Origin of the sequence: Paeniglutamicibacter sp. NPDC091659 (assembly GCF_044756805.1) — a bacterium.
GTDB lineage: Bacteria > Actinomycetota > Actinomycetes > Actinomycetales > Micrococcaceae > Paeniglutamicibacter.
Genome location: NZ_JBIVTO010000010.1, coordinates 116,228 through 141,060 on the forward strand (window position 1 = coordinate 116,228; position 24,833 = coordinate 141,060).

Sequence of the window (24,833 nt, forward strand, 5' to 3'; positions counted from 1 at the left end):
TCCCGGGAATATCGCCCGCGCCACCCGCGTTGAGCAAAAATAGATGCAAATGTATTCAAATCTTTGGAAGGCGAGCACTGCACCATGAGCGAAAACCACACCCCGCGCCGGCAACTTGAAATCGGCGTTGAGACATTCGGAGACATCACCGAGGATTCCGAAGGCCGTCTGTTGCACCCGGCGGAGGTCATTCGAAACGTTGTCGAGGAAGCCAAGGCCGCGGAAGCCGCGGGGCTGGACTTCTTCGGGGTCGGGGAGCACCATCGCGACGACTACTCGGTGTCGGCACCCGAGGTCGTCCTTGGCGCCATCGCCGGCGTGACCAAGAACATCCGTATGGGCTCCGCGGTCACTGTCCTGAGCTCCGACGATCCCGTTCGCGTCTACGAGCGTTTCGCCACGGTGGACGCGCTCTCCAACGGGCGCGCCGAGGTTATTCTGGGTCGCGGCTCCTTCATCGAGTCGTTCCCGCTTTTCGGCTATGAACTCTCCGACTACGAGATCCTCTTTGAAGAGAAGCTCGCCCTCTTTGCCAAGCTCCGCAAGTCCGAGCCCGTGACTTGGCAGGGACAAACCCGGTCCGCATTGCGCAACCAGAGCGTTTACCCTCCCATCGAATCCGGCAAGCTGGACACGTGGGTGGGCGTGGGCGGAAGCCCCGAGTCCGTTGTCCGGGCGGGACGCCACGGGTTGCCGCTCTTCCTGGCCATCATCGGCGGCGCCCCCATGGCCTTTGAACCGCTGACCCGCCTCTACAAGCGGTCGCTCGAGGAATTCGGCCACCCGGAGCAGAAGATCGGCGCGCACTTCCACGGTCTGGTCGCCGACACCGACGAAGAGGCCCTGGATCTGCTGTGGCCGCACTACAAGCGCACCATGGACCGTTTGGGTGCCGAGCGCGGGTGGCCGCCGGCGAGCCGCATTCGTTTCGAGGCTTCCGCGGCCCCGGAGGGCTCCCTCCTGGCCGGCGGCCCGGAAACGGTGGCCAAGAAGATCGCGGCCTTCGCCAAGGGGCTGGGCCTCTCACGCGTCGACATCAAGTACTCGAACGGGACGCTGCCGCACGAAACCATGATGCGCAGCATCGAATTGCTGGGCACCAAGGTCAAGCCGCTGGTCCTGGACATGCTCGACGACTAGGTCCGTCGGGGCGCGAGCACCCCATGGGCAAACGGAAAACCCCCGGCAAAAGCCGGGGGTTTTCCGTGTTGGTGGTTCTTAGCAGACTCGAACTGCTGACCTCTCGCGTGTGAGGCGAGCGCTCTAACCAACTGAGCTAAAGAACCGATTGATCCGCCCCGCGGGGGCGTACCTCACAAGGTTAGCCGAGGTGTGAGGTGCACACCAAATCGACGGGGCCGATCCGACCCCGGACTTCAACGCGCGGGCCAAGCACTTCGACCTTGAACCGCCTCACCCAAAAACCGGCCCGGCGGGCCCGGAAACCGCCGGAAACCGGCGCATGAATTTTCCGTAAAACACCGCCCGCACCCCGACATCTTCACAGGCTCCAAAAACCCCGTGAATTCGGGGATTTTCGGGGTTTCAAAACGTCGTGCGAGGCCGTTGGAATTTGTCCACCGGCTTGGCTCTTTCGAGCCGTGTTTACAAGAGGCCTACGCTCGGGTAATAATTTCTTTTGTCGTTTCCACGACGCCCAAAAACTGGGCCCTACAAGGAAGCTGCCGGGAGCCGCCGGCATCGGTCCCCTACCGGCCAAAGAACCGGCCCGGCGTAATCCCGGGAACCCCTTCTTTCGTTCGCTCTTTTTCACTTAGAGGACCGCTCCCAGTGCTTCCAACCATTGAGTACTCCCTGTCTTACGCTCCGCCCATGGGCGCCGAGCGCGATGCCCTGTCCGCACTCTGCCACACGCCCGATGCCCGCTGGCACGAGCGCATGGACCATGCCGAATTCGTCGTCACCGCCCTGCACGAAGGCACCCGCGTGGGCGTGGGAATCGTGCACACCTCGGTGACGGCACCCACCCAGGTCGAACGCCCGCTGGAGCTCGGCGGAATGTTCGTCCACCCCGCCTACCGCCGTCTGGGAATCCGCCAGCACATGGCCGATTCCCGACTCACCTATGCCCTCTCCATGGGCGGAACCCCCATTACGGTCATCGACAACCGCAACGAGGCTTCCTGGAGCTACTACGAGCGCTCGGCAAAGTGGACCCCGGAGCAGGAGTACACCGGGTGGTTCACCGGCCTGCCGATGACCATCTGGGTTGCCACCGAATCCTCCTGGTACCGCACCCGCATGGGCATGGATCCGTTGGTTCCCGCGCAGCCGAACGTCGTGCTGCCGACCGCACAGCCGCTGGTCCTTGGCCCGGACCAGGGCAACGCCGTTTCCGCCTAAGCCCCTACCTGTCTGGAGGCAGGAACCTTGGAAGGGCCGGATCCCGACAGGGAGCCGGCCCTTCCACCCGTTGCCCGGCGGTTTGGGCCGGGCGTAGGGTTGTCGACTACGACCGTCGCGACCCGAGGTGCCGTCATGAGCCAACGAAATTCCTATCCCGCCGGCGTGCCGTGCTGGGTGGAAACGTATCAATCCGACGTGGACGCCGCACTGGCCTTCTACGATTCCCTGTTCGACTGGCAGCCGTCCGGTCCCGGGCCGCTCGGCGGAGAAGGCTCAGAGGGACGCTACTACGTCGCCCGCATGCGGGGGCTCGATGTGGCGGGCATCGCCTCGCAGCCCGCCCCGGAGGTCCCCGTTGCGTGGCTGACCTCGATCGCCGTCGACAATGCCGATGCCTCGGCCGAGGCCGTCGTGCGGGCGGGCGGCACCGTGCTCGCCGGCCCCTTCGACGCCGCACCGGCCGGCCGCGCGGCCGTGGTTGCGGATCCCTCCGGGGCCGTCCACGGGCTGTGGGAGGCCGGCGACCGCGTCGGGGCCCGGCTGGTCAACGAGCCGGGGGCCTGGGCGATGAGCCAGCTTTCCACCCCCGACCCCATCTCCGCGGCGGCGTTCTATGCGGCGGTCTACGGCTGGACCACCCAGAGCTTTGGCGCGGGGGCCGGGGCTGCCATGCTTTTCCGGCTCCCGGGCTACGTGGGCGGCGAGCCGGAGCAGCCGGTCTCTCGCGAGGTGGTGGCCGTCATGGTCGCCGGTGACGGCCCGGCGCGGTGGACCCCGAACTTCTGGGTCGCCGACGCCGAAGCCACGGCGAACCACGCCGCCGGGCTCGGCGGGCGCGCCCTCACTCCGGCGTTCAAGACCCCTCCGGGCATGACCCTGGTCCTCGCGGACCCGCAAGGCGCAGTGTTCTCGGTGACGGGCGTGGGCGCGCGGCCCTAGCTCCGTTGCCCGGATCCGTCGGCTAGGCCGAAGCGGACCCCGGGCGCATGTCGCCGCTGTCGATGTAGCGCTGGTGCCAGCCGAGCGATTCGGTCAGCAGGTGCGGGGTGTGCTTGCCGTAGCTGCCCACTCGCGCACGGTCGAAGTAGTCCTGCAGCATCGGGCGGTACTCCGGGTGGGCGCACTTGTCGATGACCACCTGGGCGCGCATCTTCGGGGAAAGACCGCGCAGGTCGGCCAGTCCCTGCTCGGTAATCAGGATCATGGTGTCGTGCTCGGTGTGGTCCACGTGGCTGGCCATCGGGACAATGCCGGAGATCTTCCCGCCCTTGGCCGTCGACGGGGACATGAAGACCGAGAGGTAGCCGTTGCGGGCGAAGTCGCCCGAGCCGCCGATGCCGTTCATGACGTGCGAGCCGACCACGTTGGTGGAGTTCACGTTGCCGTAGATGTCGGCCTCGATCATGCCGTTCAGTGCGATGCAGCCCAGCCGGCGCACGAGCTCCGGGTGGTTGGAGATTTCCTGGGTGCGCAGCAGGATGCGCTCGCGGTAGAAGTCGACGTGCGCGTTGAACTCGTCGATGCCGTCGGAAGACAGCGAGAAGGAGGTGGCAGAGGCGAAGTCGAGCGTGCCGTCCTTGAGCAGGGACAGCATGCCGTCCTGGATGACCTCGGTGTAGGCCTGCAGGCCCTTGTAGCAGCCGCGGGCCAGGCCGGCCAGCACGGCGTTGGCGATGTTGCCGACGCCGGACTGCAGCGGCAGCAGCTTGTCGGTGAGGCGCCCGGCGCGGATCTCGTGGTCCAGGAAGTCGAGCAGGTGGTCCGCGATCTGCGTGGAGGTCTCGTCGACCGGGGCGAACGGGCTCAGCCGGTCCGGTGCGCTGGTTTCCACGACGCCGACGATCTTGGCCGGGTCCACGCGCAGGTAGGGCTCGCCGATGCGCTGGTCGGCCGTGGTCAGCTCGATCGGCTTGCGGTGCGGGGGCAGCGCGGTGCCGTAGTAGATGTCGTGCATGCCCTCCATGGCTGTGGACTGCTCCGAGTTGACCTCGATGATGACCTTGTCGGCCATGTCCAGCCAGGTCTTGTTGTTGCCCACGGAGGAGGACGGGATCAGCCTGCCGTCCTCGGTCACGCCCACGACCTCGATGATCGCCAGGTCGATCTTGCCGTAGAAGCCGAACCAGGCGTGCTGGGCGACGTGGGACAGGTGGATGTCCATGTACTCCATCTCGCCGGCGTTGATGCGGCGGCGCAGGTCCGGATCCGACATGTAGGGCAGGCGCAGCTCCATGCCGCCGGCGCGGGCCAGCACGCCGTCCAGCTCCGGGGCCGTGGAGGCGCCGGTGAGCACGTTGATCTTGAAGTCGCGGCCCGCGGCGTGCTCGGCCTCCATGAGCCCGGCGAGCGCCCCGGGGACGGCCTTGGGGTAGCCGGCGCCGGTGAAGCCGCTCATGGCCACCGTCATCCCCGGCTTCACCAGGGCGGCGGCCTGCTCGGCCGACATCAGGAGGTCAAGGAACTTGGAGTGATGGATCCGATCGTGCACGGCTGCCCTTCCTAGGATGTTTGACACATGTTGCAAGGTGTCATCGGCGCCACTTTATCCGGTGGTCGCGTCACATTCGGACCAGAATCGGCCGCGGGACCGGCCCCGGGCGGGGTTGCTCGGTGAGGAGGCCCGAATTTGCGGTGACTGGCTCGCGTTCCCATCCGCGGTTCGAGGCACAGGATTCCGGTGCCGCGAGCCCGGACGAAGCCCCGGGTGCCGTTCGGGCAGCGCGGTTGACCTGCTGGAATCCGGATTGAAGCTAGCATGGGCGCATGGATGAAGCCAAGAAACTCCGGATCACCGTGCTGTGCATCAGCGTGCTCGTCGCCCTGGGCTTCGCGTTCTATTTTTCGGGCGGTCTGGGCTACCTGTTGGATTCCTGACGGGTCCTAATACAAGGTCCTCGTTCGCCACGCGGTGCAACTCCCGCCGGGGAACTAGCCGAGAACGGGGTTCTCGATCTTGAGCCCGTCGCTTTGGGCGACGCGTCCGCGGATGAAAATGATGGCGATGAGCCCGAAGGCGATGACCGGCATGTTTCCCAGGCTGGCGATCGCGGTCAGGGCCCCTCCTGCGGGGTGAGCCGTTTGCAGGAAGATGCTGGGATCGGTGCTGGCGTGCAGGAGAACCGGCCAGATCAGGTTGCCAGTTGCGCGCAGTGCCAGGTACATGCAGATCCCGAAGCCGAAGGTGTACAGGAGCTGCACGAGCGTGGTGAAGACGGCCTGTCCGCTAAGCAGGTTTCCTGCGTGCAGCGCCGAGAACACGGCGGCCGACACGACCGCCACGGCGATCTCGGGGTGCCCCGCCTTGCGCATCAGGTTGACCACGAAGCCGCGCGTCAGGGTCTCCTCGGCGAAGCCGATGAGCAGTCCTGCGAGCAGCCAGACAGCGACCTTGGCGAAACCCGCGGCGCTGTAGTCGATGGTGGCGAACCGCAGGATGTTGAAGCCCAGGACGAGGACGACGGCTATCCACATCCATTTGCCGCCGCGGATGGGCTGGCGGGCGAAGAGCTCCTTCAGCCACCCCAGCGAGAGCGCGAACAGCACCAGCAGCAGCCCGCCGAACGCGATCGGCAGCACGTAGGCAAAGACAATGAATTCGGGGCTATTGGGATCGGTCAGCATCGGGGCAGCGATCGCGCTGATTCCCAACCCGCCGAGCTGGTACAGCCCGTAATAGGCGGCCGCAAGAACGACGCCCTTCCACCAGCCGCCCCGCTCCCAGAACTGCTTCCATGCTGTTGACGCTGCGTGGTTGGACATGATCATTCCTTCGGTCGGGCAAAACACATCGCTTCAAGCCAGACCCGGTCTGGCTACACATCCACGTCAATCCTATCCAGCGCCGCGGAGTTCCATCAGGTACTGCCTGCAGACATGGACCCGTGCGTGTTTTCGTGCATCGAAGTTCGTCCTCCGGCCGTTCCATGGAAGGTGCGCCGTACCCGCGTCCTGCGGGTACGGCGCACCGGCCGGCACGTGTCCCGGGGAAGCGCCGCTCCCCCGGGCTCAGCGGCGCGAGAAGTTCTGCGCCAGGTCGATCAGCGTCCTGGTGCCGAAGCCCGTCGCGCCCTTGGAGCGCCATACGTCGTCGGTGTCCGACTGCATGGTGCCGGCGATGTCCAGGTGTGCCCACGGGGTATCGCCCACGAACGCCTCCAGGAACAGGGCGGCAGTGGTAGCCCCCGCGTACTTCCCGCCGAGGTTGGAGATGTCGGCGATGTCCGAGTCCAGCTGCTTGCGGTACTTGCGCTCCAGCGGCAACTGCCACACCTGCTCGTCGGTGCTCGCGGCGCTGGTGCGCACGGCATCGACGAGGGCCTGGTTGTTGCCCAGCAGGGCCGCGGTGAGCTGGCCCAGGGCCATCAGCGCCGCACCGGTGAGCGTGGCGATGTCCACCACCACGTCCACCTCGTCCTCGAGGGCCAGGGTCAACCCGTCGCACATGACCAGGCGGCCCTCGGCGTCGGTGTTCTTGACCTCGATGGTCAGCCCGCTGCGGGTGGTCAGCACGTCCCCGAGCTTGTAGGCGGAGCCGTCGGGCATGTTGTCGGTGCACATCAGGAAGCCGGTGACCTCCGCGCCGGCGCCGAGGTCGCGCAGCGCGGTGAACGTGGCAAGCACCGAGGCGGCCCCACCCATGTCCATCTTCATGAGCAGGTGCATCGGGTCGCTGGGCTTCAGGCTCACCCCGCCCGAGTCGTACATGATGCCCTTGCCGACCAGCCCCAGGTGGCCCGTGGCCTTGGCCGGGGGCGCGTAGTGGAGCTTGATCATGCGCGGCTCCTGCGCGCTGCCCGCGTTGACCCCGAGGAGGCCGCCGCAGCGCATCGCGATGAGTTCCTCGCGGTCGAATTCCTGCACCTCGAACCCGAAGCGCTCCCCGAGTTCCCTGGCCACCTCCGCCAGGGCGACGGCGGTCAGGTGGCTGGGCGGGGCGTTGCACAGGTCTCGGGCGATGTTTGTGGCTCGGGCATTGATCCGCCCGATCCCGGTGCCGTCCGCGGCCTGGACCGGGTCCGTTCCCTCCGCGCACACCTGCACGAGTTCCAGCGGCGTGAAGGCCCCGCCGTTTTTCAGCGGGGTGAAGGCGTAGCGGGCCAGCAGGACGCCCTCGGCGACGACGCGGCCCAGGGTTTCGGCGTCCAGTTCCGTGTCCGGGATGCGCAGCCCGAACCGGGACTTCCCCTTGGTCGCACGGGTTGCGTTGGCCGCGGCATCGCGCAGTGCGTGCTGGTCAAGCTCGGCGAGCGCTCCCGCGCCCACGGCAACCAACAGGGGCCCGTCCCCGGTCGGGACAAGCAGCGTGCCGCCGGCCGCACCGGTGAACCCGGCCCGGGCGAGCGCCTCCCGGTCCAGGCCCAGCTCGGCGGGGACGTCGCCGTCGCTGCCCACCAGCACGGCCACGGCCTCGACCCCGGCAAACGCGTCCACCCAGTCGATGACCGGGTCGCCGGCGTGCAGCGATGGCACCGGCGAGAAGTCGCCGGGGATCAGTTTGTACGCGTCGAAGTTCACTGGTTCTCCTTTGGTGCCACCGGGCTGTCGAGGTCAAGCGCGTCGGGGTCGTCTGGTTCCATCTGTTCGGGCAGTTCGCCCTGCAGCCGCTTGGGCATGCGCCCGGCCGGGACGATGGCCAGCAGGGCCAACCCGGCGAGCCCCAGCAGCGAGAGCTGCAGGGAACGGAGTCGGGCGTCGGCGTTGACCTCCACGGCCGCGGCCAGCTCCTCGGGGCTGCCGGCGCGTTCCCCGATGGCCGCCTCGAGCTGCGCGTTGGTCATGAAGTCAGCGTTGCTGATGTTGACCTTGGAGATCAATTGGTCGGACACTTCCGGGTGCGCTGCGGCTCCGGAGGCTATCAGCGAGGCGAGCATCCCCACGGCGAAGGCGCTGGCAACCGCGATGCCCACGGAGCCCGAGAGGTTGTGCACCAAGCCGCGCCAGGCGCCCACGTCGCCAGCCAGCGGCTTCGGCACGGAGCTGAGCAGCGTGTTGAAGACCAGCGCGACGATGGCGCCCTGCCCCAGGCCCAGCAGGACCAGGCCAAAGACCACGAAGAGCTGGCCCCAGTCGTTGCGGATGGTGAAGGCGATCAGGCACAGGGCCCCGGCGACAACCACGAACCCCGTCCGCGCGATGAGGCTCGGTGGGAACTTGTCGTAGAGGAACGCCACGAACGTGCTGGCCAGGAAGATGCTCAACGTGTAGGGAATCAGCGAGAACGAGGTTTCAATGCCGCTTCGCCCCTGCACCATCTGCATGTACAGCGGGATCAGGAAGTTTGCGGCCGTTCCCACGAAAAGCATGATGGACATGCAGGCGGTGATGGCCAGTTCCGAGCTGGATGCCAGCACCCGCAGATCGAAGATGCGCGGCAATTTGGCGTCCTGGCGCTTGCGGATCCAGGAGAAGAAGACCTGGCCGCCGATCAGGCCAAGCAGGATGAGCAGCGGGGCCGGCGAGAGACCCATGATGTTGAACGGCGCTTGCTCGGTGGCGAACCAGACACCCCAGCCGGACAGTCCGCTGAACCCGAAGCTGAGGAAGATGATGGAAACGGCGGCGATGATGGCGCCGGTCCAGTCGATCTTCAGTGCGGGCTGAGCCGGGATCGTCTTGAGCTTGAAGCTCAGCAGCAAGTTGATCGCGCCGAGGACGACCATGAGGCCGAACGAGTAGCGCCAGCCGATGGTGGTGGCAAACCAGCCTGCGAGCAGCAACGCCAGCACGCCGGCCGCCGGGATCGCCGCGGCCAGCAAGCCGATGGCCTTGGCCTGTTGGGCGTCCTTGTAGTTGGTGGCGATGAAGACGGTCAGTGCCGGTGCGATCAGTGCAATCACGGCACCGGAAGAAGCCTGTGCGATAAAGAGCATCGCAGGGCTAAGGCTCAGCGCCACGCAGGCCATGGCCGCGGCGTGGATCGCCACCGCGATCTGGAAGACCTTTCGGGTTCCGAAGCGGGCTCCGATCTTTGCGCCCAGCAGGATGAAGGCGGCCATGGAGAAGGTGCCGGCGGTGATCGCCGTACCGACGGAGGTTGCCGGGGTGTCAAGGTCGGTGGTGATGCCCGCCATGGAGACGGTCAGCGCGTTCACCGCGAACGAGGCTTGGATCTGGGTAAGCACCACAACGATCAGCGGCAGCCAAGAGGCTTTCTCCGCGATGCTGTGCTGCTGTGAAGACGTGGGATTAGCTGACATTGGTCTATTTCCTTCTCAAGGGAAAGCTCGAGTCACAAAGTTGTTGCACAGAACCCCCAGCAGTCCGCGACGACCCGCTTCGCAGTGAATACCCAGTAGTCGCAGGCTTTCGTGGTGATCGGAGCATATCCCCTAACGGATGCCACCTCCAGAGCGCCACGGTTTTTCACAATCTTCTTGGGCTTTCCGGTGCGCCGCCTTATTCCCTGCCCCGAAGGAGGCTCTGCGACAACCGGTGATTCCGGTGGAGGGCGGGCCCGCCAGGCAACGAGTGCGATCCGGCGCAGGTCGGCCGACACCCTTTGGCACCGAACATCGGCATGGACCATATCCCCGAAGACACAACGAGGGGCGGCCCTTTCGGACCGCCCCATACGCCTTGCCGTAAAACTACTACTTGTTATGCCTGCTCGGACCGGCCGGCGTCTTCGCCCAGCGAGTGCGCCTTGCGGTAGCGGGCAACCATTGCGAACGTCACGACGCTGAGCATCGCGATCATCGAAAAGGCGGTAATAACCAATGTTTCGTGGCCTGGAGTCATTTGTGAATCGTCCTCTCAAATATGCGGCGAAGCCTGCGGGGTCGGGTTCCCGTAGACCTGCCGATCGGGCGTGTCCATAAAATTTCTTGGACACCTGTCCCCGTGTGTTGCGGTGCGAACCAGCCCGTGAGGGCGGTTCGCCTGGTGTTTAAAGCGAGCCGCGTCCGGAGCCATGACAGCTCCGCAAACGGCGAAAATGCCGCCTCGAACATCCGGAACCTTGCACCAGGCATCTTCGCAGACCCCTCGGTCCGGCTTGATGCCGCGCAGTTCCGTTCAGCTGGCAACGTAGCCATAGGATTTCTCGCCGTCGATATCGACACAAGTAAAGGCATCCCGGGCCAGCTGATCACGCCAAGCGGTTTGTACTAGGTATCTGGTGGCACTTGGACACAATCCAAGGCACTTGTTTTCTTCTAGAAACCAACTCGTCGATCTTCAATTATCGCAGATTTGTACTATTTCGCAACTCGATGCAGATTCGCTCCAATCCTGGGGAACCCAATTTCCGGCCTGACTCGGAAGTTTCCTTGCATCCGGATGACGATCGCAATACCGAATCAACATCAAGAAGAGTTCGTCGTAGCCGGGTGTCAGGCGGCCCGGAATTGGAGATTTTCGACCCCGTCGGCGGGCCGGGCAGCATGTGGCAAGCGGGCAGTGTCCGGGAAAACGAAAACGGCCGTCGCAACACCGCGAATGCGGATGTTGCGACGACCGTTTGGTTCGGGGCCGCGGCCCCGGGAAAACTACTGCCTGTTGCCGAGCACTGCGTTCACGCCGGCTTCATCGGGGTACGCGGCCTGCGTGCCCTTCTTTGTTGCAGCCAACGCGGCGCTCACCGAGGCGAAGGCTGCCGCGGTGTACAGCGAGTCGCCCGCGGCAAGGCGTGCCGCCAGGGCGCCGGTGAAGGCATCTCCGGCGCCGGTCGTGTCGATCGCATCGACCTTCGTGGGTGCGATGCGGACAACCCTGCCCTCGGAGCCGGCCATGCCGTCAAGGACGACAGAGCCGTTGGCCCCGAGTGTCACGACCGCGCGGTCAAGCCCGCGTGCCGCGAAGTGCTCGAGCACCGGCTCCCAGTCGGAGGTCGGCGCATCCGGCGCGGGAATTTCTTCCCCGCCCAGGAACTGCGAGGCCTCGTGCGCGTTGACCAGCAACACGTCCGCAAGGGACGCAAGCTCCGCCGCAACCGGGGCGTACGGGGAAAGGTTCAGCAGCACGGTTGCGCCGGCATCGTGCCCGGCCTGCGCTGCAGCCTGGACAGTGTCCAGCCCTACCTCGAGGCACAGGCAGACCACCGAGGGTCCGTCGAAGGCGGCCTGTGCGGCGGCCACGTCGGAGGGGCGCAGCGTTCCGTTGGCTCCCGCGGAGATGACGATGCTGTTCTCGCCGTGCGCGTCGACCGTCACCACGGCGACGCCGGTCTCGACACCTGCAACCCGGTTCACCTGCGTGACATCCACGCCGGCCGCCGAGCAGGAAGCCAGCAGCATGTCGCCGTTGGAATCCTGGCCAACGGCACCCACCAGCGAAACAGCACCGCCGAGAAGGCCCGCGGCGACCGCCTGGTTGGCGCTCTTTCCACCCGGGTTCACGGTGAAGCCCTCGCCATGCAGGGTCTCCCCCGGTTGCGGGAGCCGCTCGGTGTAGATGGTCAGGTCCGCATTGAGCGAGCCGACCACCACGATCCGGCCTGTTTCATTGCTGGGGGTTTGCTGGTTCAATTACTGCACCTCTGCGTCAACTGGTTTCGGGATCAAGAGCGATGCGGCAAACGCCGCGACCGTAATAACAAGGCCGACCATGACCACCGTGAAGTAGGAGGTGCGTTCGCCCAGGTTAGAGGTTCCCACAAGCACCGCAGGCAGCACAAGGAAGCTCAGGCCGGCGCCGAGGTTGAAGGCGCCCGCATTCATGCCCGGCAGGAAGCCGGGGTTGCCCTTGGGCGAGAGGACCACGCCAAGGCCGTTGAGCATGATGTTGGCCGTGCCGGCGTACATGATGCCCAGCAGTGCCGTTCCGGCGATCATCATCGGCAGGGAATCCAGGCCGAAGAACACGATGATCAGCAGGGCGGCAATGCTGCCGAGCATGCCGACGCGGAGCACCTTGTTGTAGCCGAACACCGGCGCCAGACGGCCGCTGATCGGGCCGAAGACCCAGCCCAGCAACGCGTACGGGGTGAGGATCAGCAGTGCGGTCTGCGTCGGGCCGACGCCGAATCCGGGTGCCGCGGCCTGAACGTAGGCCGGGACAATTCCGTTGATGACCGCGAAGATGCCGGTCATGGTCAGCGTGGTGGTCAGCAGCGGCGCCCAGGTGGCGCGCTGGCGCAGGTGCTCGATCTGCACCATCGGCTCGGCCACGCGCTTCTCGGTGGTCCAGAACCCGTAGAACGCCGCGGCGGCAACTGCAAGCAGGACCAAGGACAGCAGCAATGTTTGGGAGGACATGCCGCTGACAAGCTTGGAGGCTTCGTTGAGCGCGGTCAGCAGTGCGCCGACGGCGACGACAATGAAGAAGACGCCGCGCCAGTCCATCGAGGTGCCGGCCTGCGGCTTGGACTCGGGGGTCAGCAGTGCGACGGCCAGGGCCGCAAGAACGGCCAGGACCACCATGAACCAGAAGATCGAACGGAATCCGTGGTTCTCGGCGAGGTAGCCACCCAGGAAGGAGTCAACGCCGGCGACGCCGCCGTTGACGGCCAGGATGAGGCCCATCAGCGCGCCGTAGCGCTTCGGGTTCGGAACCGCGCTGCGCAGCATCAGCAGGCACAACGGGACCGTGGGTCCGGAGATGCCCTGGATGATGCGTCCGGCGAACAGCCAGCCGATGTTCGGGGCCAGCGCCGCGACAACGGAGCCGACGGCGGTCATGAGCATCATGATGACCAGGATGCGCTTGCGGCCCACGACGTCGGAAAGACGCGGCAGGAACAGGGAGAAGAGTGCTGCGGTGGTGAAGAACCAGGTCTGCGACAGGCCGATCGCGGCCTGGTTGGTGTTCAGTTCCTCGCCCATGGTGACCAGCGCGGGGCTGAGCATGGAGGCGTTGAGCTGGAAGGCCACGCAGGCCGTCAGCAGGGCCGCGGTGAGGGCGGCGGTGCCGCCGCGGGTCATGGTGCCCTTGTCGATCATGGTGCTCATGCGACCGCGACCTCAACTTCGGCCTTGACCTCGACCTCACCGATGCGCACGAGTGCGTCGGTGACCAGGTCCCAGAAGCGCTTGTGGTCAAGGTCCACGGCCACCGAGGTGTGGCAGTCGGCCGGGGCCGGGGCGCGGAAGTCCGCGACCGTCATGCCCAGGGTCAGTGTGCCCTGCAACTCGATGTCGACGGGTACCTTGCGGGTGGAGACGATGCTCGGGTCGATCACGTAGGCGACGGCGCACGGATCGTGCACCGGCGGGAAGTCGAAGCCCTGGGCGTCCTTGTAGGTCGCCTTGAAGAAGTCCATGAGTTCGCGCACGAACTTGGCCGGGCCGGTGCCCACTGCCTCGATCTGCGCGACGACCTCGTCGGTCGCCAGCGCCTGGTGGGTCAGGTCGAGCCCGACCATGACAACCGGCCACTTCTCGTTGAAGACGATGTGTGCGGCCTCGGGGTCGATAATGATGTTGAATTCGGCGACGGCGCTCCAGTTGCCCACGTGGTAGCCGCCGCCCATGAGGACGACTTCCTTCACGCGCTCAACGATGCGGGGCTCCTTGCGGGCCGCCAGCGCAATGTTGGTCAGGCCGCCGGTCGGCACCAGGGTGACGGTTCCCGGCTCGTGGGCCATGACGGTCTCGATGATCAGGTCCACCGCGTGGCGCGGGTCCAACTCGATGGTGGACTCGGGCTGCGCCGGTCCGTCCATGCCGGATTCGCCGTGGATGTCCGGGGCGTTCTCAATGGTGCGCACCAGGGGCCGTGCACAACCGGCGGCGAACGGGACGCCGGTGATGCCCGCGATGGTGCCCACAGCGAGGGCGTTCTTGGTGACCTTTTCCAGGGTCTGGTTGCCGACGACCGTGGTCACGGCAAGCAGCTCGATGGCCGGACTGCCGTGTGCCAGAAGGATGGCAACTGCATCGTCATGGCCGGGATCGCAGTCAAGGATGATCTTGCGCGGCGCGGCTTCCACTGAGGGTTCGCCCATGGTTTTCTCCACATCTTTGGGGGAACTGCTGTGCCCTGGGACACGAAACAGGAACGGGGGTTTCAATGGAAGTCTGGCACCTTTTCCGCACTTGCGTCAAACGCTTAACGTGCCCCGCGCATATCATCAGGTCAAACGCTTAACGCGTTACGACACAAAGAAGCACCGTCTCGACTAGGATTAAGGCCATGGATTCCACGGATTTGCCGCGCACCACTGCGCCCATGAGACGGCGTGTCACTGCCGCAATGGTGGCCGAACATGCGGGGGTTTCCACCGCCACGGTGTCACTGGTGGCCAACGGCAAGACCCTGGGCCGGGTCTCCGCGGCCAACGAGGCCAAGGTGCTGGATTCGATCCGCAAGCTCGGGTACGTCATCGACGAAATCGGCAGCTCGCTCTCCCGCGGCGTCAGCACCACCATCATCATGGTGGCACCCGATATCTCCAACCCGTTCTTCGCCAAGGTCATCGCGGGGGTGCGCAGCGCGCTCGGATCGAATTACCAGCTGCTGCTTTCGGTCACCGACGCGGGCCAGCTGCCCAGTGCGGCGGATACCCGGCGACTGCTGGGGCTCCGCCCCGCGGGCCTGCTGGTCGACGCCCCGGATCCGTCGTTCCTTGAAGAGCTTTCGGCCACCGGCCCCCTGGTTTTGCTCGATGCCCCCGGCTTCGGGGAAGATGTCCCGGCCGTGAACCTCGACGTCGCCCAGGGCGCCCGCGACCTGGCCGCCCACCTCGCCGCGGCGGGCCACACCAAGGTTGCCTACCTGGACGGCATCACCGGGACAACGACATTCGAGCTTCGCAGGATCGCCTTCCTCGAGGCGGCCGCCTCGCTGGGGATGATCGTGCCCGACGGCGCCCAGACTGCCACGACGATCGACGTGGGCCTGGCAGCGGACGCCTTCGCGAAGGCCTGGCCGGAATGGAAGCGGGCCGGAATCACCGCGGTGGTCTGCGCCACCGACACCCACGCCTACGGCGTGCTGCAGGAGGCCCGCGTGGCAGGGATCTCGATCCCCGGCGAGCTTGCTGTCACCGGCTTCGACGACCTGCCGTACTCCGCCAACAGCAACCCGGGACTGACCAGCGTGAATCTGCCCGCGGAGCTGCTGGGCCGGCGCGCCGCCGAGCAATTGCTCAAGCTCATCAACGGCGAAGACCTCGAAACGCCACTGCTGACACTGGACAGCTCGCTCATGGTCCGCGGGTCGACGGTTCTGGCGTAGCCCGGACGTTTTTGTTGTTCGGGGCGGGGCGCCGCGTACGGAGAAGGCGTCGTCCGTATATGGATTGCTTCGGATATTTTCGCCAGCGGACTCGTGGTTTTTCTACGCTGGTGCGCCCGGTTGCTGGCTGATTGGGTGAATGTCATTTTCATGCTAGAAACCACATGCGGATTGTCGCCTAGCTACTCCTGCAGAAGTCTTCAAACGCGCGACGACGGAGAACGCTGTATGCCATTTCGAGAATGAAACGTTGGCCACGTATATGCATTTTCCATACCTCTCCTGTGAGGCCCGAAGCCGATGTTTTAGACATCGCTTTTCACTGGTCCGAGTGATGCAACATCGAACGCATGAGTTCTCCCTGGATCACCAGTTCCAGTGGAATACGAGCAGACCTATTATGATGAAAACTTCGGCTAATTTACCCGACGCTGCTCACAAAACAGCGGCATGATTCCCCGAACGATTCAATGAAGAAGGTTTGTACGTGGCAATCAGTAAGCAAGATGTGGCCGCCGTTTCGATTGGCGATTTACTGGACGAGCCACTCCGCGTCCCGAACTATCAGCGTCCGTATGCGTGGACTCCTGACATCGCGCGGCAACTCCTTTTTGATATCCAAGATGCGCAACAGAGTAGCCAACTCACCGCCGAACACAAGACCCCTCCGTATGTCCTCGGAGCAGTGATCCTGCATAAAGAGGAACGACAATTCAACATCGTTGACGGTCAGCAACGCCTACTAACGTTACGGATGCTCCTCCGTATCCTTGAAGAACAACAATTGATTGAGTCTTTCGACGGAAATTCGACGCCGATCTCAGAGGTTTGGCGGCATCTGCGAGAAGCTGTGAAACCACTGACCCCCGAGAAACGTCAGGCACTTGCTTCGTTTATTCGTGACAGTTGTCAGGTAGTTCGCGTGGTTACAAATGACGTCGACGAGGCTTTCAGGGTCTTCGATTCGCAGAATTACCGGGGCAAACCGCTTGCTCCGCATGACCTCCTGAAAGCGCATCATCTGCGCGAAATGCGTGGAGAGAGTGACGCATCAAAATCGGCCATTGTTGAAGAATGGGAATTTGCCGGTGATAAGGCATTGAACGAACTCTTCTCCTCGTATTTGTATCGCATCCGCAAGTGGTCACTCGGAGAGAGCGCACCTGAATTCACGAGCCATAACATCAGCATGTTTAAAGGCCTCAGCGGGTCCGCTTCGCTCCCACCTGCCGCCAAGTACCATCTCGCGGCTCAGAGTGTCATTCCTATTCTGAACAGTTGGCAGCACACTCTCAGCGACAAGGACGAGCGCGATGCCAAACACAGTCGATTCCAACTTGATGTTCCGATCGCTTCTGGCCGTCCGTTCTTTGAGATGGTGGCCTTCATGGTTCACGAGTTGCAGCGGCTGAAAAACAGACCGTTCCCGATCCAATCCTTATATAAGAGTGAGAACGATCCGCTTACGTTTGGAAACGTGCTCGAAAAGAGCCGATATCGCAAGGTCACTGAACTGCATCTTGCGGCAATGTTGTATTACATTAATAGGTTTTCCGAGGATGACCTCGAGGTCGCGGACCAGCGCCTCTTCGCTTGGGCATTTGATATACGAGTCAGCCGCCTTCGAGTTGTCCGGGAATCAATCAATAACGCTGGGTATGGGAAGGGCGACGTAGCTTCGCCGTTCCCCGTCTTCCACAACTCCCTTGACTGGCGCGTCGTCCAACGCTTTGGTGCGACAGGCAACCAGCATAGTGAGACTCATGAATTAGAACTCTTCGCACTATTGAACGGGATCACCATCTGATGCCTTACGAAGCACTTACACCTGAGCTCTGCACCGTCGCTCAATTGTTTGACGAGAGCGGATCAGCATACAGCGTGCCCGTTTATCAACGTAGCTATGCGTGGCGAGCCGAGCAGATCGAACAGCTCATCAGCGACGTATGTGATGCTGTGGCACAGAATGCCGACAGCTACTTTCTCGGCAACCTCGTAGTAACCACACGCACTAAAGAACTCGTTGAGTACGAGGTAATCGACGGACAACAACGGCTAACCACGTTGTACCTGCTGCTCTCGTTTCTCTCACACGTTGGCCCTAGCTCCGAACGTCACTTTCGTAACCACATTTCGCGTCTCCGGTATGAATCTCGCCCGCGCTCAAGCGAAGCACTCAGACGTATCGACGGGGGGCCGGCAGCCACCATTTCGGGGAGCATGGAGGACACGGGGATCCAGCAGGGATACAACATCATCCAGCAATACATGGATCAGCGCGTCGCAAGTGACGACCGTCCTCGTTTCACCGAGTTTCTACTTCACCGTGTACACCTTGTCCGAGCTTCGTTGCCAGAGAGCACCGACTTCAATCGGTACTTCGAGATCATGAACACGCGTGGCCAGCAACTTCAGCCTGTCGACATCGTCAAAGCCAGATTGATGAGTTGCCTTTCCTCGGAAATAGACCGCAACTGCTTTGCCCGAGTCTGGGAAGCATGCGCCGAAATGGATACCTACGTTCAGGGACCACTCGCACGCGGCAACTCAAAATTGCGCGACCGGCTGTTCGATACTGAGTGGTCTTGGCTTCGAGTGAGCAGCTTTGACGACCTGCGCAGTGCTTTCGCTGAACATGCAGCCACCGAGCCAGGCTCCGATGCACAGGGGCACGGTATGACGTCGTCGTTCAGCCTTGATGAAGCACTGATCCACTACGCCAATTTGCGTGGTTCTGAGCCAGCTGATCTCTCGGAGTCGGAGCGGTTTAGCTCAACAATTCCGTTTACGTCGTTGCTCCTTCACGCTTTGAAATTGTTCAGCAGTCAAGATCAGGTCACGGAAGAAGGCGGCCTTGACGACAAACGCTTGATCGAGCTTTTCAGCGAGCAGTTCTCCGGGGATCGCCCTGATCGCGTGCGCGACTTCGTAGCTCTGCTCCTGCGAACACGCGTCGCCTTCGATTCGTTCATCCTCAAGCGTGAGTTCCTCGCCGCCTATTCTGACGAAGGTGAATGGTCGCTCCGAAAGGTCGTGAAAAACAGAGCCAAATCCTCGACAACCATCGGCTACCGAAATACGTTCTCGGTCGAGGCTGGTGACGACGACACAATTGACCGCCTTACGAGGGAGCTTCTGTTGCTCCAGTCAATGCTCCGCGTCACTTACACCTCTCCTCGAACGATGCACTGGATCACTCTCGTCCTGCATCATGTGCTCCATTCACCTGACCCAGGCACTGTGAACGAACCCGATCTAATTGAGTTACTCAGGGCTCACGTGCGTAAACACATACATGCCGCATTCCTGGTTGCAGAGGAGCCGACCGGGTTCAACGTTCCCCGAATTGTTTTCACTTACCTCGACTATTTACTGCTATCCGAGAGACGCGTTGGAGGCAATGCTCGTGATTACTTGTTCTCTTTCCGCACTTCAATCGAACATTTTTATCCGCAACACCCTGACGAACAACAATCGGGCGAATCGGTCAGTTCCAAGAACTTGCATGCATTGGGCAACCTGGCGCTTGTGAGCGTCGGCGCGAACTCGAAGTTCAGCAACAGCCTTCCCCTCGCGAAAGCAGGCAACTTCAAGAAGACCATCGAGGCACAGAGTCCGAAGCTGAGCCTCATGGCAGAGCGAACCCGCGTTCTTGGCCAATGGGGTGACGCAGAGATCGAATCGCATCATCACGAAATGGTGGATCTCCTTCGATCTGATCTCATGGAGCGCGACTCTGCAGGGTGTCGATAACCTGTGCCACGCACGAACCATTGAGCTCTGGAGCCAATTTGTAGTGAGGAAATCCGGAAAAGCACACCGAGAAAGCAACACAGTGGGTAGCTTCAACCGCAAAGAGTATGCCGTTGAGGGGCAGTTCCATGGCGATCAACTACCTGGAATTACACGGAGGTGCACCGTTCCCGTGAAGCAATACTTCCCATGGTTCCTGGTGATTCTGTCCAGGAACCACGGGATGTCGGCGGAACCTCCGACAGGATTCGACCCACCGCCCCAATCGCGAAGCTGCGTAGGAACTCGGCACTTGGTCCTCATATGCGGTTCAATAACCGCATATGAGGCAACCCAAGGGCAATGGCAGTGCAGGCACCGCCAGCCGCACGGGTTCAAGTACCGTCAATTTCCCGCGCGTTGGTGCTCGCACCGCCTTGCCGCGGGATCAGAAATCGGTGTGGCCGAGGTCCGGGGCGGAAACGAATGAAACCACCGGGGTGGCGGCCGCCTGGAGTTCAAGCACGATGACCTCGTTGGAACGGGAACGCAGCAGGGGTCCCGGGATGTAGAGCGTGCGTTGCGGCCCGCGTGACCAGTACCGGCCGAGGCAGAAGCCGTTGACCCAGACCACGCCCTTGCCCCAACCGCTGGTGTCCAGAAACAGGTCGGCGACCTCGGGAAGGTCAAAGTTCGCGTGCGCGAAGGACGGCCCCGCCAACAGGGTGATGGGGCTCGGCGCGGACCTTGAGAAACGTTCGGCGACGGGGCCCATGTCCTTGAGATCCAGCGGGAGCAGATCCCAATCGCGGATCGGCTCCCCGTTGACCCCGGCCTCTCCGATCAGTCCCTTGGGTTCGCCGAGCCTGGGTCCGTAGTCCACGCGCCCCTGGTCCTCGACGAGGATCTCCAGTGTCCCGCTGGCGCCGTCTGGCAACACCAGCGTGCGGTCGTGGTTGTCGCGCGAAAGCGTTCCGATTCCCCGCCTGTTGAGGAACACCTGCGCCCTGTCCCGGACCTCGCCGAGGGACAGGACGGCGGGGCCGGCGACCTCGATCCGGGTCCGGTAGACGCTGAACCCCGAGTAGTGGCCGATGTCGTCGGTGGGCAGCGGCCCGTTCCCGGAGGAGGTCCAGCGGCCCGAAGCGTCGACGACGTCCCACAGCGGAAGGGTGCCGGTCAGTGGCACTTTCAGTTCGGGCGCCGGGGCAGCCGGGGCGGGGACGTCGTGCCCGGCCAGGTCCGCGTACCACGCAAGCACCTCGCGGAAGGCCCAGTACTTCGGCGTCGGGTTGCCGGCCTCGTCCAGGGGCGCGTCATAGTCGTAGCTGGTCACGATGGGCTGGTAGACGCCCTTGTCGTTGGCCCCGTTTCCGAAGCCGAAGTTGGTGCCGCCATGGAACATGTAGATGTTCACCGACGCGCCGTGGGCAAGCATGGTCTCGAGTTCCCCCGCGGATTGCTCCACGCTCGCGGTGTGGTGGTGGGCGCCCCAGTGGTCGAACCATCCCACCCAAAATTCCGAGCACATGAGCGGTCCGGTGGGCTGGTGGAGGCGAAGCGTGTCGAGGCGCTCGGCGGACCGGGATCCGAACGACCCGGTCTTGTGCAGCCCGGGCAGGCTGCCGTTGGCGAGCATGTCTCCCTGAGGCTGGTCGACGGTGGTGAATGGCACCGTGAGCCCGATTTCCCGGTTGATCTTGACGAGCTTCTCAAGGTAGGAAGCGTCGGCCCCGTAGGCGCCGTACTCGTTTTCGATCTGGACCAAGACGATCGGTCCCCCAAGGTGTGCCTGGCGCGGGACCAGGATGGGCGCAAGTTGTTCGAAGTATTCCGCCACCGCGGCCATGTAGACGGGGTCGTCGGAACGGATCGTGTCCGCGCCAATGCCGAAGAGCCATGCGGGCAGCCCGCCGTTGTCCCATTCTGCGCAGATGTAAGGGCCGGGGCGCACGATCGCGTGCATGCCCTCGGCGGCGACCAGGTCAAGGAAGCGGCCCAGGTCAAGGTTGCCCTCGGTGTTGAAGGTGCCTTGGACCGGGGCATGGGCGTTCCAGGCGACGTAGGTTTCGATGGTGTTCAGTCCCATTTGCCGTGCCTTGCGGATCCGGTCCGCCCACAGATCGGGATGGACCCGGAAGTAGTGGAGTGCTCCGGAGAGGATGCGGTGGGGGCGGCCGTCGAGCAGAAAGTCGTGCTCGCCGATGGTCAAAGTGGGCATGGCAAAGAGATCCTTTTCTCACATGGATGACGGGCCGCAGGCCGCGGCCTGCGGCCCGTCGAGGTGTCCTACTTGGCGGAAACGGTGAATCCCTGCTGGTTTCCGTACTTGACGCTCGCGTCCTGCCAGGCGACCAGCCCGGCGTTCAGGTCGCTGTTGGAGCCGTAGGCCTGGCCGACGGTGTCGCTGAAGATGCTGTTGGCGTAGGTCTGGAACGGCAGGTAGGACCATCCCGGGACGACGTCTTTCGAGGCCTGGACGAGGACCTCGTTGATCTTCTGGCCGCCGAAGTACTTGCTCTCGGCTCCGAGGAATGCCGGGTCCTGCAGGTCCGCGGTGGTGGAGGGGAACCCCCCGTTTGCTGCGTGGATCTTGGAACCCTCGGGGCCGTTGCTGAACTGGAGGAAGCCGTAGGCCGCAGCCTTGTTCTTGCTCTGCTTGAGCACGGCGTCGCCGCCGCCGCCGTTTTCCGCGGATGCCGACTTGCCCTTTTCATAGGTCGGCATGGCGGCCACGCGCCATTTGCCGTTGCCCTCGGCGGCACCCGACTCCAGGTTGGCGGGCATCCAGGCTCCGGTGATGAGGGTGGCAATGCTCCCGTCGGAAAGGCCTTTGTACCATTCGTCGCTCCATGAGGCGACGGGTGCGACCAGCTTGCCCTGGACCAGCTGGTTCCAGTTTTGCGTCCAGGTCTTGGAGCCCTCGTCCTGGAGGTTGATCTGCACGGTCGTGGGACCGTCGACCTTGTAGGGCTGGCCTCCGGCCTGCCAGATCATGCTGGTGGTGAAGCCCGCATCGCCGATGTCGTTGGTGATGTAGGCCTTGGGATCGGCGGCGTGAAGCTTCTTACCCGCCTCGATGTACTCGTCCCAGGTGGCTGGCACCTCGATGCCGTGTTTTTCAAAGACGTCCGCCCGGTAGAACATGGCCATGGGCCCCGAGTCCTGCGGGAGTGCGTAGATGCCGCCGTTGAGGTTCACCGAACCCCACGTCGACGGGGTGTAGTTTGCCTGCAGCTCCCCCGCACCGTATCCCTTGAGGTCAACCAGCGCATCGGAGAGCGCGAACTGAGGCAGTGCCGCGTACTCGATCTGGGCCACGTCCGGGGCGCCGCTTCCGGCCTTGACCGCGTTCTGGATCTTTGTGTAGTGGTCGTTGCCGGTGCCCACGTTTTCCAGGTTGACCTTGACCTTGGGATACTTCGCCTCGAAGGCTCCCACGATCGGCTCGAGCTGCGGGGCCCACCCCCAGACGGTGAGGGTCGTCTCGGTCTGCAGGGCGGTTGCGATTTCTTCGGCGCTTACCCCTTCGGTGCCGGCGTTGCCCTTGGCTGTGGAACCACCGCAGGCTGCAAGGGTGCTGACCAGAAGGCCCGCCGTGACGACAATTGCCGCGCGGCGTAAACGATGACTGATTTTCATGGGTTTGATGCCTTTCACTTCATTGCTTATGAGACGAGTGGAACTGGTTGGAGGTGGTTCAGGGTCCCCTTGCGGGGCCGTGGTTACTTGACGCTCCCGGCCGCCAAGCCGGACTGCCAGTAGCGCTGCAGGAAGAGGAATGCGACGACGATGGGCACGATGGTGAGCAGGGATCCGGTGATGACAAGGTTGTAGATGGCGTCTCCGCCGGCGGTGGTGGCCTGCGCGTTCCAGTTGTTGAGCCCCACCGTCAGCGGGTACCAGGTGGATTCACTCAGCATGATCAGTGGGAGGAAGTAGTTGTTCCAGGTCGCCACGACGGTGAACAACAGGACGGTGACGAAACCGGGTGCAAGCATCCGCAGGGAGATGGTGAAGAAGGTCCGGAACTCCCCTGCGCCGTCCATGCGGGCCGCTTCGAGCACTTCGGTGGGCACCGATTCGAGCGCGTAGATCCAGACGAGGTAGAGGCCGAACGGGCTGATCAGGGACGGGATGATGACAGACCACGGCGTGTTGGTCAGGCCGAGCTCGCTGAACATCAGGAAGGTCGGCACGGCCAGGGCGGTGCCGGGAATGGCGACCGCGCCCAGGACCACGGCGAAAACCGCGCGCTTCCCGGGGAAATCGAACTTCGCCAGTCCGTAGCCGGCCAGGGTTGCCAGGAAGGTGGCTCCGCCCGCGCCCACCACCACGTAGAGCACGGTGTTGGCCAGCCAGCGCAGGAATTCCCCGTCGTTGTACGTCAGGGTTTGGCTGATGTTGTCCCACAGCGCGAAGTCCCCGGAGAACCACAGGCCGAAGGAGCTGAAAAGCGCCGGTTGGGTCTTGGTGGAGTTCACGAACAGCCAGAAGAGCGGGAGCAGGGCGTAGACGGCCATCAGTCCCATGACGATGGTCAGGAGGATCGACTTGCGCTTGTGCGTCACGCCGCGGCGCGGGCCGGAGCTGAACCGCGGGGCCGTGCGGCTTTTCGCGGGCGGGGCGGTCAGGGTCTCGGGAGGACTCAGTTGCAGCGACATGGGCTAGGCATCCTTTCGAGAACCTGAGAGCTGGACGATGTAGGCCACGATCATCGTCAACAGGCCCATGATCATGGCTATCGCCGCCGCGTAGTTGAACTGCTGGCCGGCGAAGGACAGGTTGTAGGCGTACATGTTGGGGGTGAAGTAGGAGCTGATGGAGTTCGGGGCCAGCGCCTTGAGGATGTTCGGCTCGTTGAAGAGCTGGAAGCTGCCGATGACCGAGAAGATGGTGGCGATGCCGATGGCCCCGCGGATGGATGGGATCTTGATGTTCCGGATGACGCTCAGCGCGCCGGCCCCATCCAGGCTTGCCGCCTCGTACAAGTCCGAGGGAATGGTCTTGAGCGCCGCGTAGAAGATCAGCATGTTGTACCCGGTGAATTCCCACGTCGTGATGTTGCCGATCGCGACAAGGATCCAGCTGCTGGACAGCGGATCCGGGATCGACCAGCCCAGAAACTCGTTGAGGTTTCCCACCAGGCCGAAGCGCGGGCCGTAGATGAACCCCCACATCAGGGTCGCCACGACCGCGGGGACCGCGTACGGCAGGAAGATCGAGATGCGGAAGAACGACGAGAACCGCAGGCGGGAACTGTCGATGGCCAGCGCCGCGGCCAGCGCCACGCACAGCATGATGGGAACCTGCACGACCAGGAACAACCCCACCCGGCGCACCGCGTCCCAGAACTGCGGGTCGGTCAACGCCTGGATGTAGTTGGCTCCGCCGACGAACTTGTTGCCGCCCACCATCTGGTTCTGGAACAGGCTCAGGTAGACGGCGTAAACGACCGGGGCAAGGAATACCAGTGCAAAGACCAGCATGAAGGGGCCGACAAACGCCCACCCCGTCCATCTGCCGCTGCGTCGCCGTGGCCGAAGGGACCGGGTGGCAACCGTCGCGCTCGACGTCGTTGTCATAAGTATCCTTAGTCTCATCCTGTTATGTTTACGCAA

At 63.6% G+C, this 24,833-nt stretch carries 18 protein-coding genes and 1 tRNA gene; 6 read left to right on the top strand and 13 right to left on the bottom strand.

Annotated features, from left to right (window positions below):
- Positions 1-84 precede the first annotated feature (84 nt).
- Complete coding sequence (locus ACIQLF_RS17205) at positions 85-1,140, top strand: LLM class flavin-dependent oxidoreductase (RefSeq protein ID WP_400301045.1); 1,056 nt, start codon at positions 85-87, stop codon at positions 1,138-1,140.
- A 69-nt stretch (positions 1,141-1,209) separates the two neighbouring features.
- Here ACIQLF_RS17205 and ACIQLF_RS17210 read toward each other — a convergent pair.
- Positions 1,210-1,286: transfer RNA gene (locus tag ACIQLF_RS17210), tRNA-Val, on the bottom strand.
- A gap of 505 nt (positions 1,287-1,791) precedes the next feature.
- Between ACIQLF_RS17210 and ACIQLF_RS17215 the strand changes: the two genes are divergently transcribed.
- Together ACIQLF_RS17215 and ACIQLF_RS17220 are read left to right on the top strand one after the other, a co-directional pair.
- The gene (locus tag ACIQLF_RS17215) at positions 1,792-2,364 is read left to right on the top strand and encodes a GNAT family N-acetyltransferase (protein WP_400301047.1); all 573 of its coding nucleotides are present in this window, start codon (positions 1,792-1,794) and stop codon (positions 2,362-2,364) included.
- A 135-nt stretch (positions 2,365-2,499) separates the two neighbouring features.
- Positions 2,500-3,306 carry a VOC family protein gene (locus tag ACIQLF_RS17220; protein WP_400301049.1) on the top strand — a complete coding sequence of 269 codons (807 nt, stop codon included), beginning with the start codon at positions 2,500-2,502 and terminating at the stop codon, positions 3,304-3,306.
- Positions 3,307-3,328: 22 nt separating this feature from the next.
- Here ACIQLF_RS17220 and ACIQLF_RS17225 read toward each other — a convergent pair whose 3' ends face one another.
- From ACIQLF_RS17225 to ACIQLF_RS17260, 8 genes are all read right to left on the bottom strand, one after another.
- Positions 3,329-4,855, bottom strand: coding sequence for an acetyl-CoA hydrolase/transferase family protein (locus ACIQLF_RS17225; protein WP_400301052.1), 1,527 nt, complete (start codon positions 4,853-4,855; stop codon positions 3,329-3,331).
- 440 nt (positions 4,856-5,295) lie between these two features.
- The gene (locus ACIQLF_RS17230; RefSeq protein ID WP_400301055.1) at positions 5,296-6,126 is read right to left on the bottom strand and encodes a type II CAAX prenyl endopeptidase Rce1 family protein; all 831 of its coding nucleotides are present in this window, start codon (positions 6,124-6,126) and stop codon (positions 5,296-5,298) included.
- A gap of 246 nt (positions 6,127-6,372) precedes the next feature.
- Positions 6,373-7,881, bottom strand: coding sequence for a leucyl aminopeptidase (locus tag ACIQLF_RS17235; protein ID WP_400301057.1), 1,509 nt, complete (start codon positions 7,879-7,881; stop codon positions 6,373-6,375).
- The gene (locus ACIQLF_RS17240) at positions 7,878-9,563 is read right to left on the bottom strand and encodes an MFS transporter (protein ID WP_400301060.1); all 1,686 of its coding nucleotides are present in this window, start codon (positions 9,561-9,563) and stop codon (positions 7,878-7,880) included. Before ACIQLF_RS17240 ends, ACIQLF_RS17235 begins: the two co-directional genes overlap by 4 nt.
- Before the next feature lie 400 nt (positions 9,564-9,963).
- Positions 9,964-10,104 carry a hypothetical protein gene (locus ACIQLF_RS17245; RefSeq protein WP_400301062.1) on the bottom strand — a complete coding sequence of 47 codons (141 nt, stop codon included), beginning with the start codon at positions 10,102-10,104 and terminating at the stop codon, positions 9,964-9,966.
- Positions 10,105-10,853: 749 nt separating this feature from the next.
- Positions 10,854-11,831 carry a ribokinase gene (locus ACIQLF_RS17250; RefSeq protein ID WP_400301064.1) on the bottom strand — a complete coding sequence of 326 codons (978 nt, stop codon included), beginning with the start codon at positions 11,829-11,831 and terminating at the stop codon, positions 10,854-10,856.
- A complete protein-coding gene (locus ACIQLF_RS17255) occupies positions 11,832-13,253 on the bottom strand; it encodes an MFS transporter (RefSeq protein WP_400301067.1) in 1,422 nt (473 codons plus the stop codon).
- Positions 13,250-14,248 carry a nucleoside hydrolase gene (locus ACIQLF_RS17260; RefSeq protein WP_400301070.1) on the bottom strand — a complete coding sequence of 333 codons (999 nt, stop codon included), beginning with the start codon at positions 14,246-14,248 and terminating at the stop codon, positions 13,250-13,252. Before ACIQLF_RS17260 ends, ACIQLF_RS17255 begins: the two co-directional genes overlap by 4 nt.
- 188 nt (positions 14,249-14,436) lie before the next feature.
- Here ACIQLF_RS17260 and ACIQLF_RS17265 point away from each other — a divergent pair, with 188 nt between their 5' ends.
- The 3 genes from ACIQLF_RS17265 (at position 14,437) to ACIQLF_RS17275 (ending at position 19,233) form a co-directional block, all read left to right on the top strand.
- A complete protein-coding gene (locus ACIQLF_RS17265; RefSeq protein ID WP_400301073.1) occupies positions 14,437-15,480 on the top strand; it encodes a LacI family DNA-binding transcriptional regulator in 1,044 nt (347 codons plus the stop codon).
- Positions 15,481-15,967: 487 nt separating this feature from the next.
- On the top strand, positions 15,968-17,287 hold the full coding sequence (locus ACIQLF_RS17270) for a DUF262 domain-containing protein (RefSeq protein WP_400301076.1): 1,320 nt from the start codon (positions 15,968-15,970) through the stop codon (positions 17,285-17,287).
- Positions 17,287-19,233: a DUF262 domain-containing protein gene (locus ACIQLF_RS17275; RefSeq protein WP_400301078.1), complete on the top strand. Its 1,947-nt coding sequence runs from the start codon at positions 17,287-17,289 to the stop codon at positions 19,231-19,233. The genes ACIQLF_RS17270 and ACIQLF_RS17275 overlap by 1 nt, the downstream gene beginning before the upstream one ends.
- 427 nt (positions 19,234-19,660) lie before the next feature.
- On the opposite strand, the gene ACIQLF_RS17280 is transcribed toward ACIQLF_RS17275, so the two are convergent.
- From ACIQLF_RS17280 to ACIQLF_RS17295, 4 genes are all read right to left on the bottom strand, one after another.
- Entirely contained in the window at positions 19,661-21,433 is a 1,773-nt protein-coding gene (locus tag ACIQLF_RS17280; RefSeq protein ID WP_400301081.1) for a beta-galactosidase family protein, read from the bottom strand.
- 68 nt (positions 21,434-21,501) lie between these two features.
- Positions 21,502-22,854: an ABC transporter substrate-binding protein gene (locus tag ACIQLF_RS17285; protein ID WP_400301084.1), complete on the bottom strand. Its 1,353-nt coding sequence runs from the start codon at positions 22,852-22,854 to the stop codon at positions 21,502-21,504.
- Between the two features lie 83 nt (positions 22,855-22,937).
- Complete coding sequence (locus tag ACIQLF_RS17290) at positions 22,938-23,876, bottom strand: carbohydrate ABC transporter permease (protein ID WP_400301086.1); 939 nt, start codon at positions 23,874-23,876, stop codon at positions 22,938-22,940.
- Between the two features lie 3 nt (positions 23,877-23,879).
- Positions 23,880-24,797 (bottom strand): carbohydrate ABC transporter permease, encoded by a 918-nt coding sequence (locus tag ACIQLF_RS17295; RefSeq protein WP_400301089.1) that lies wholly within the window; start codon positions 24,795-24,797, stop codon positions 23,880-23,882.
- Between the last annotated feature and the right edge of the window lie 36 nt (positions 24,798-24,833).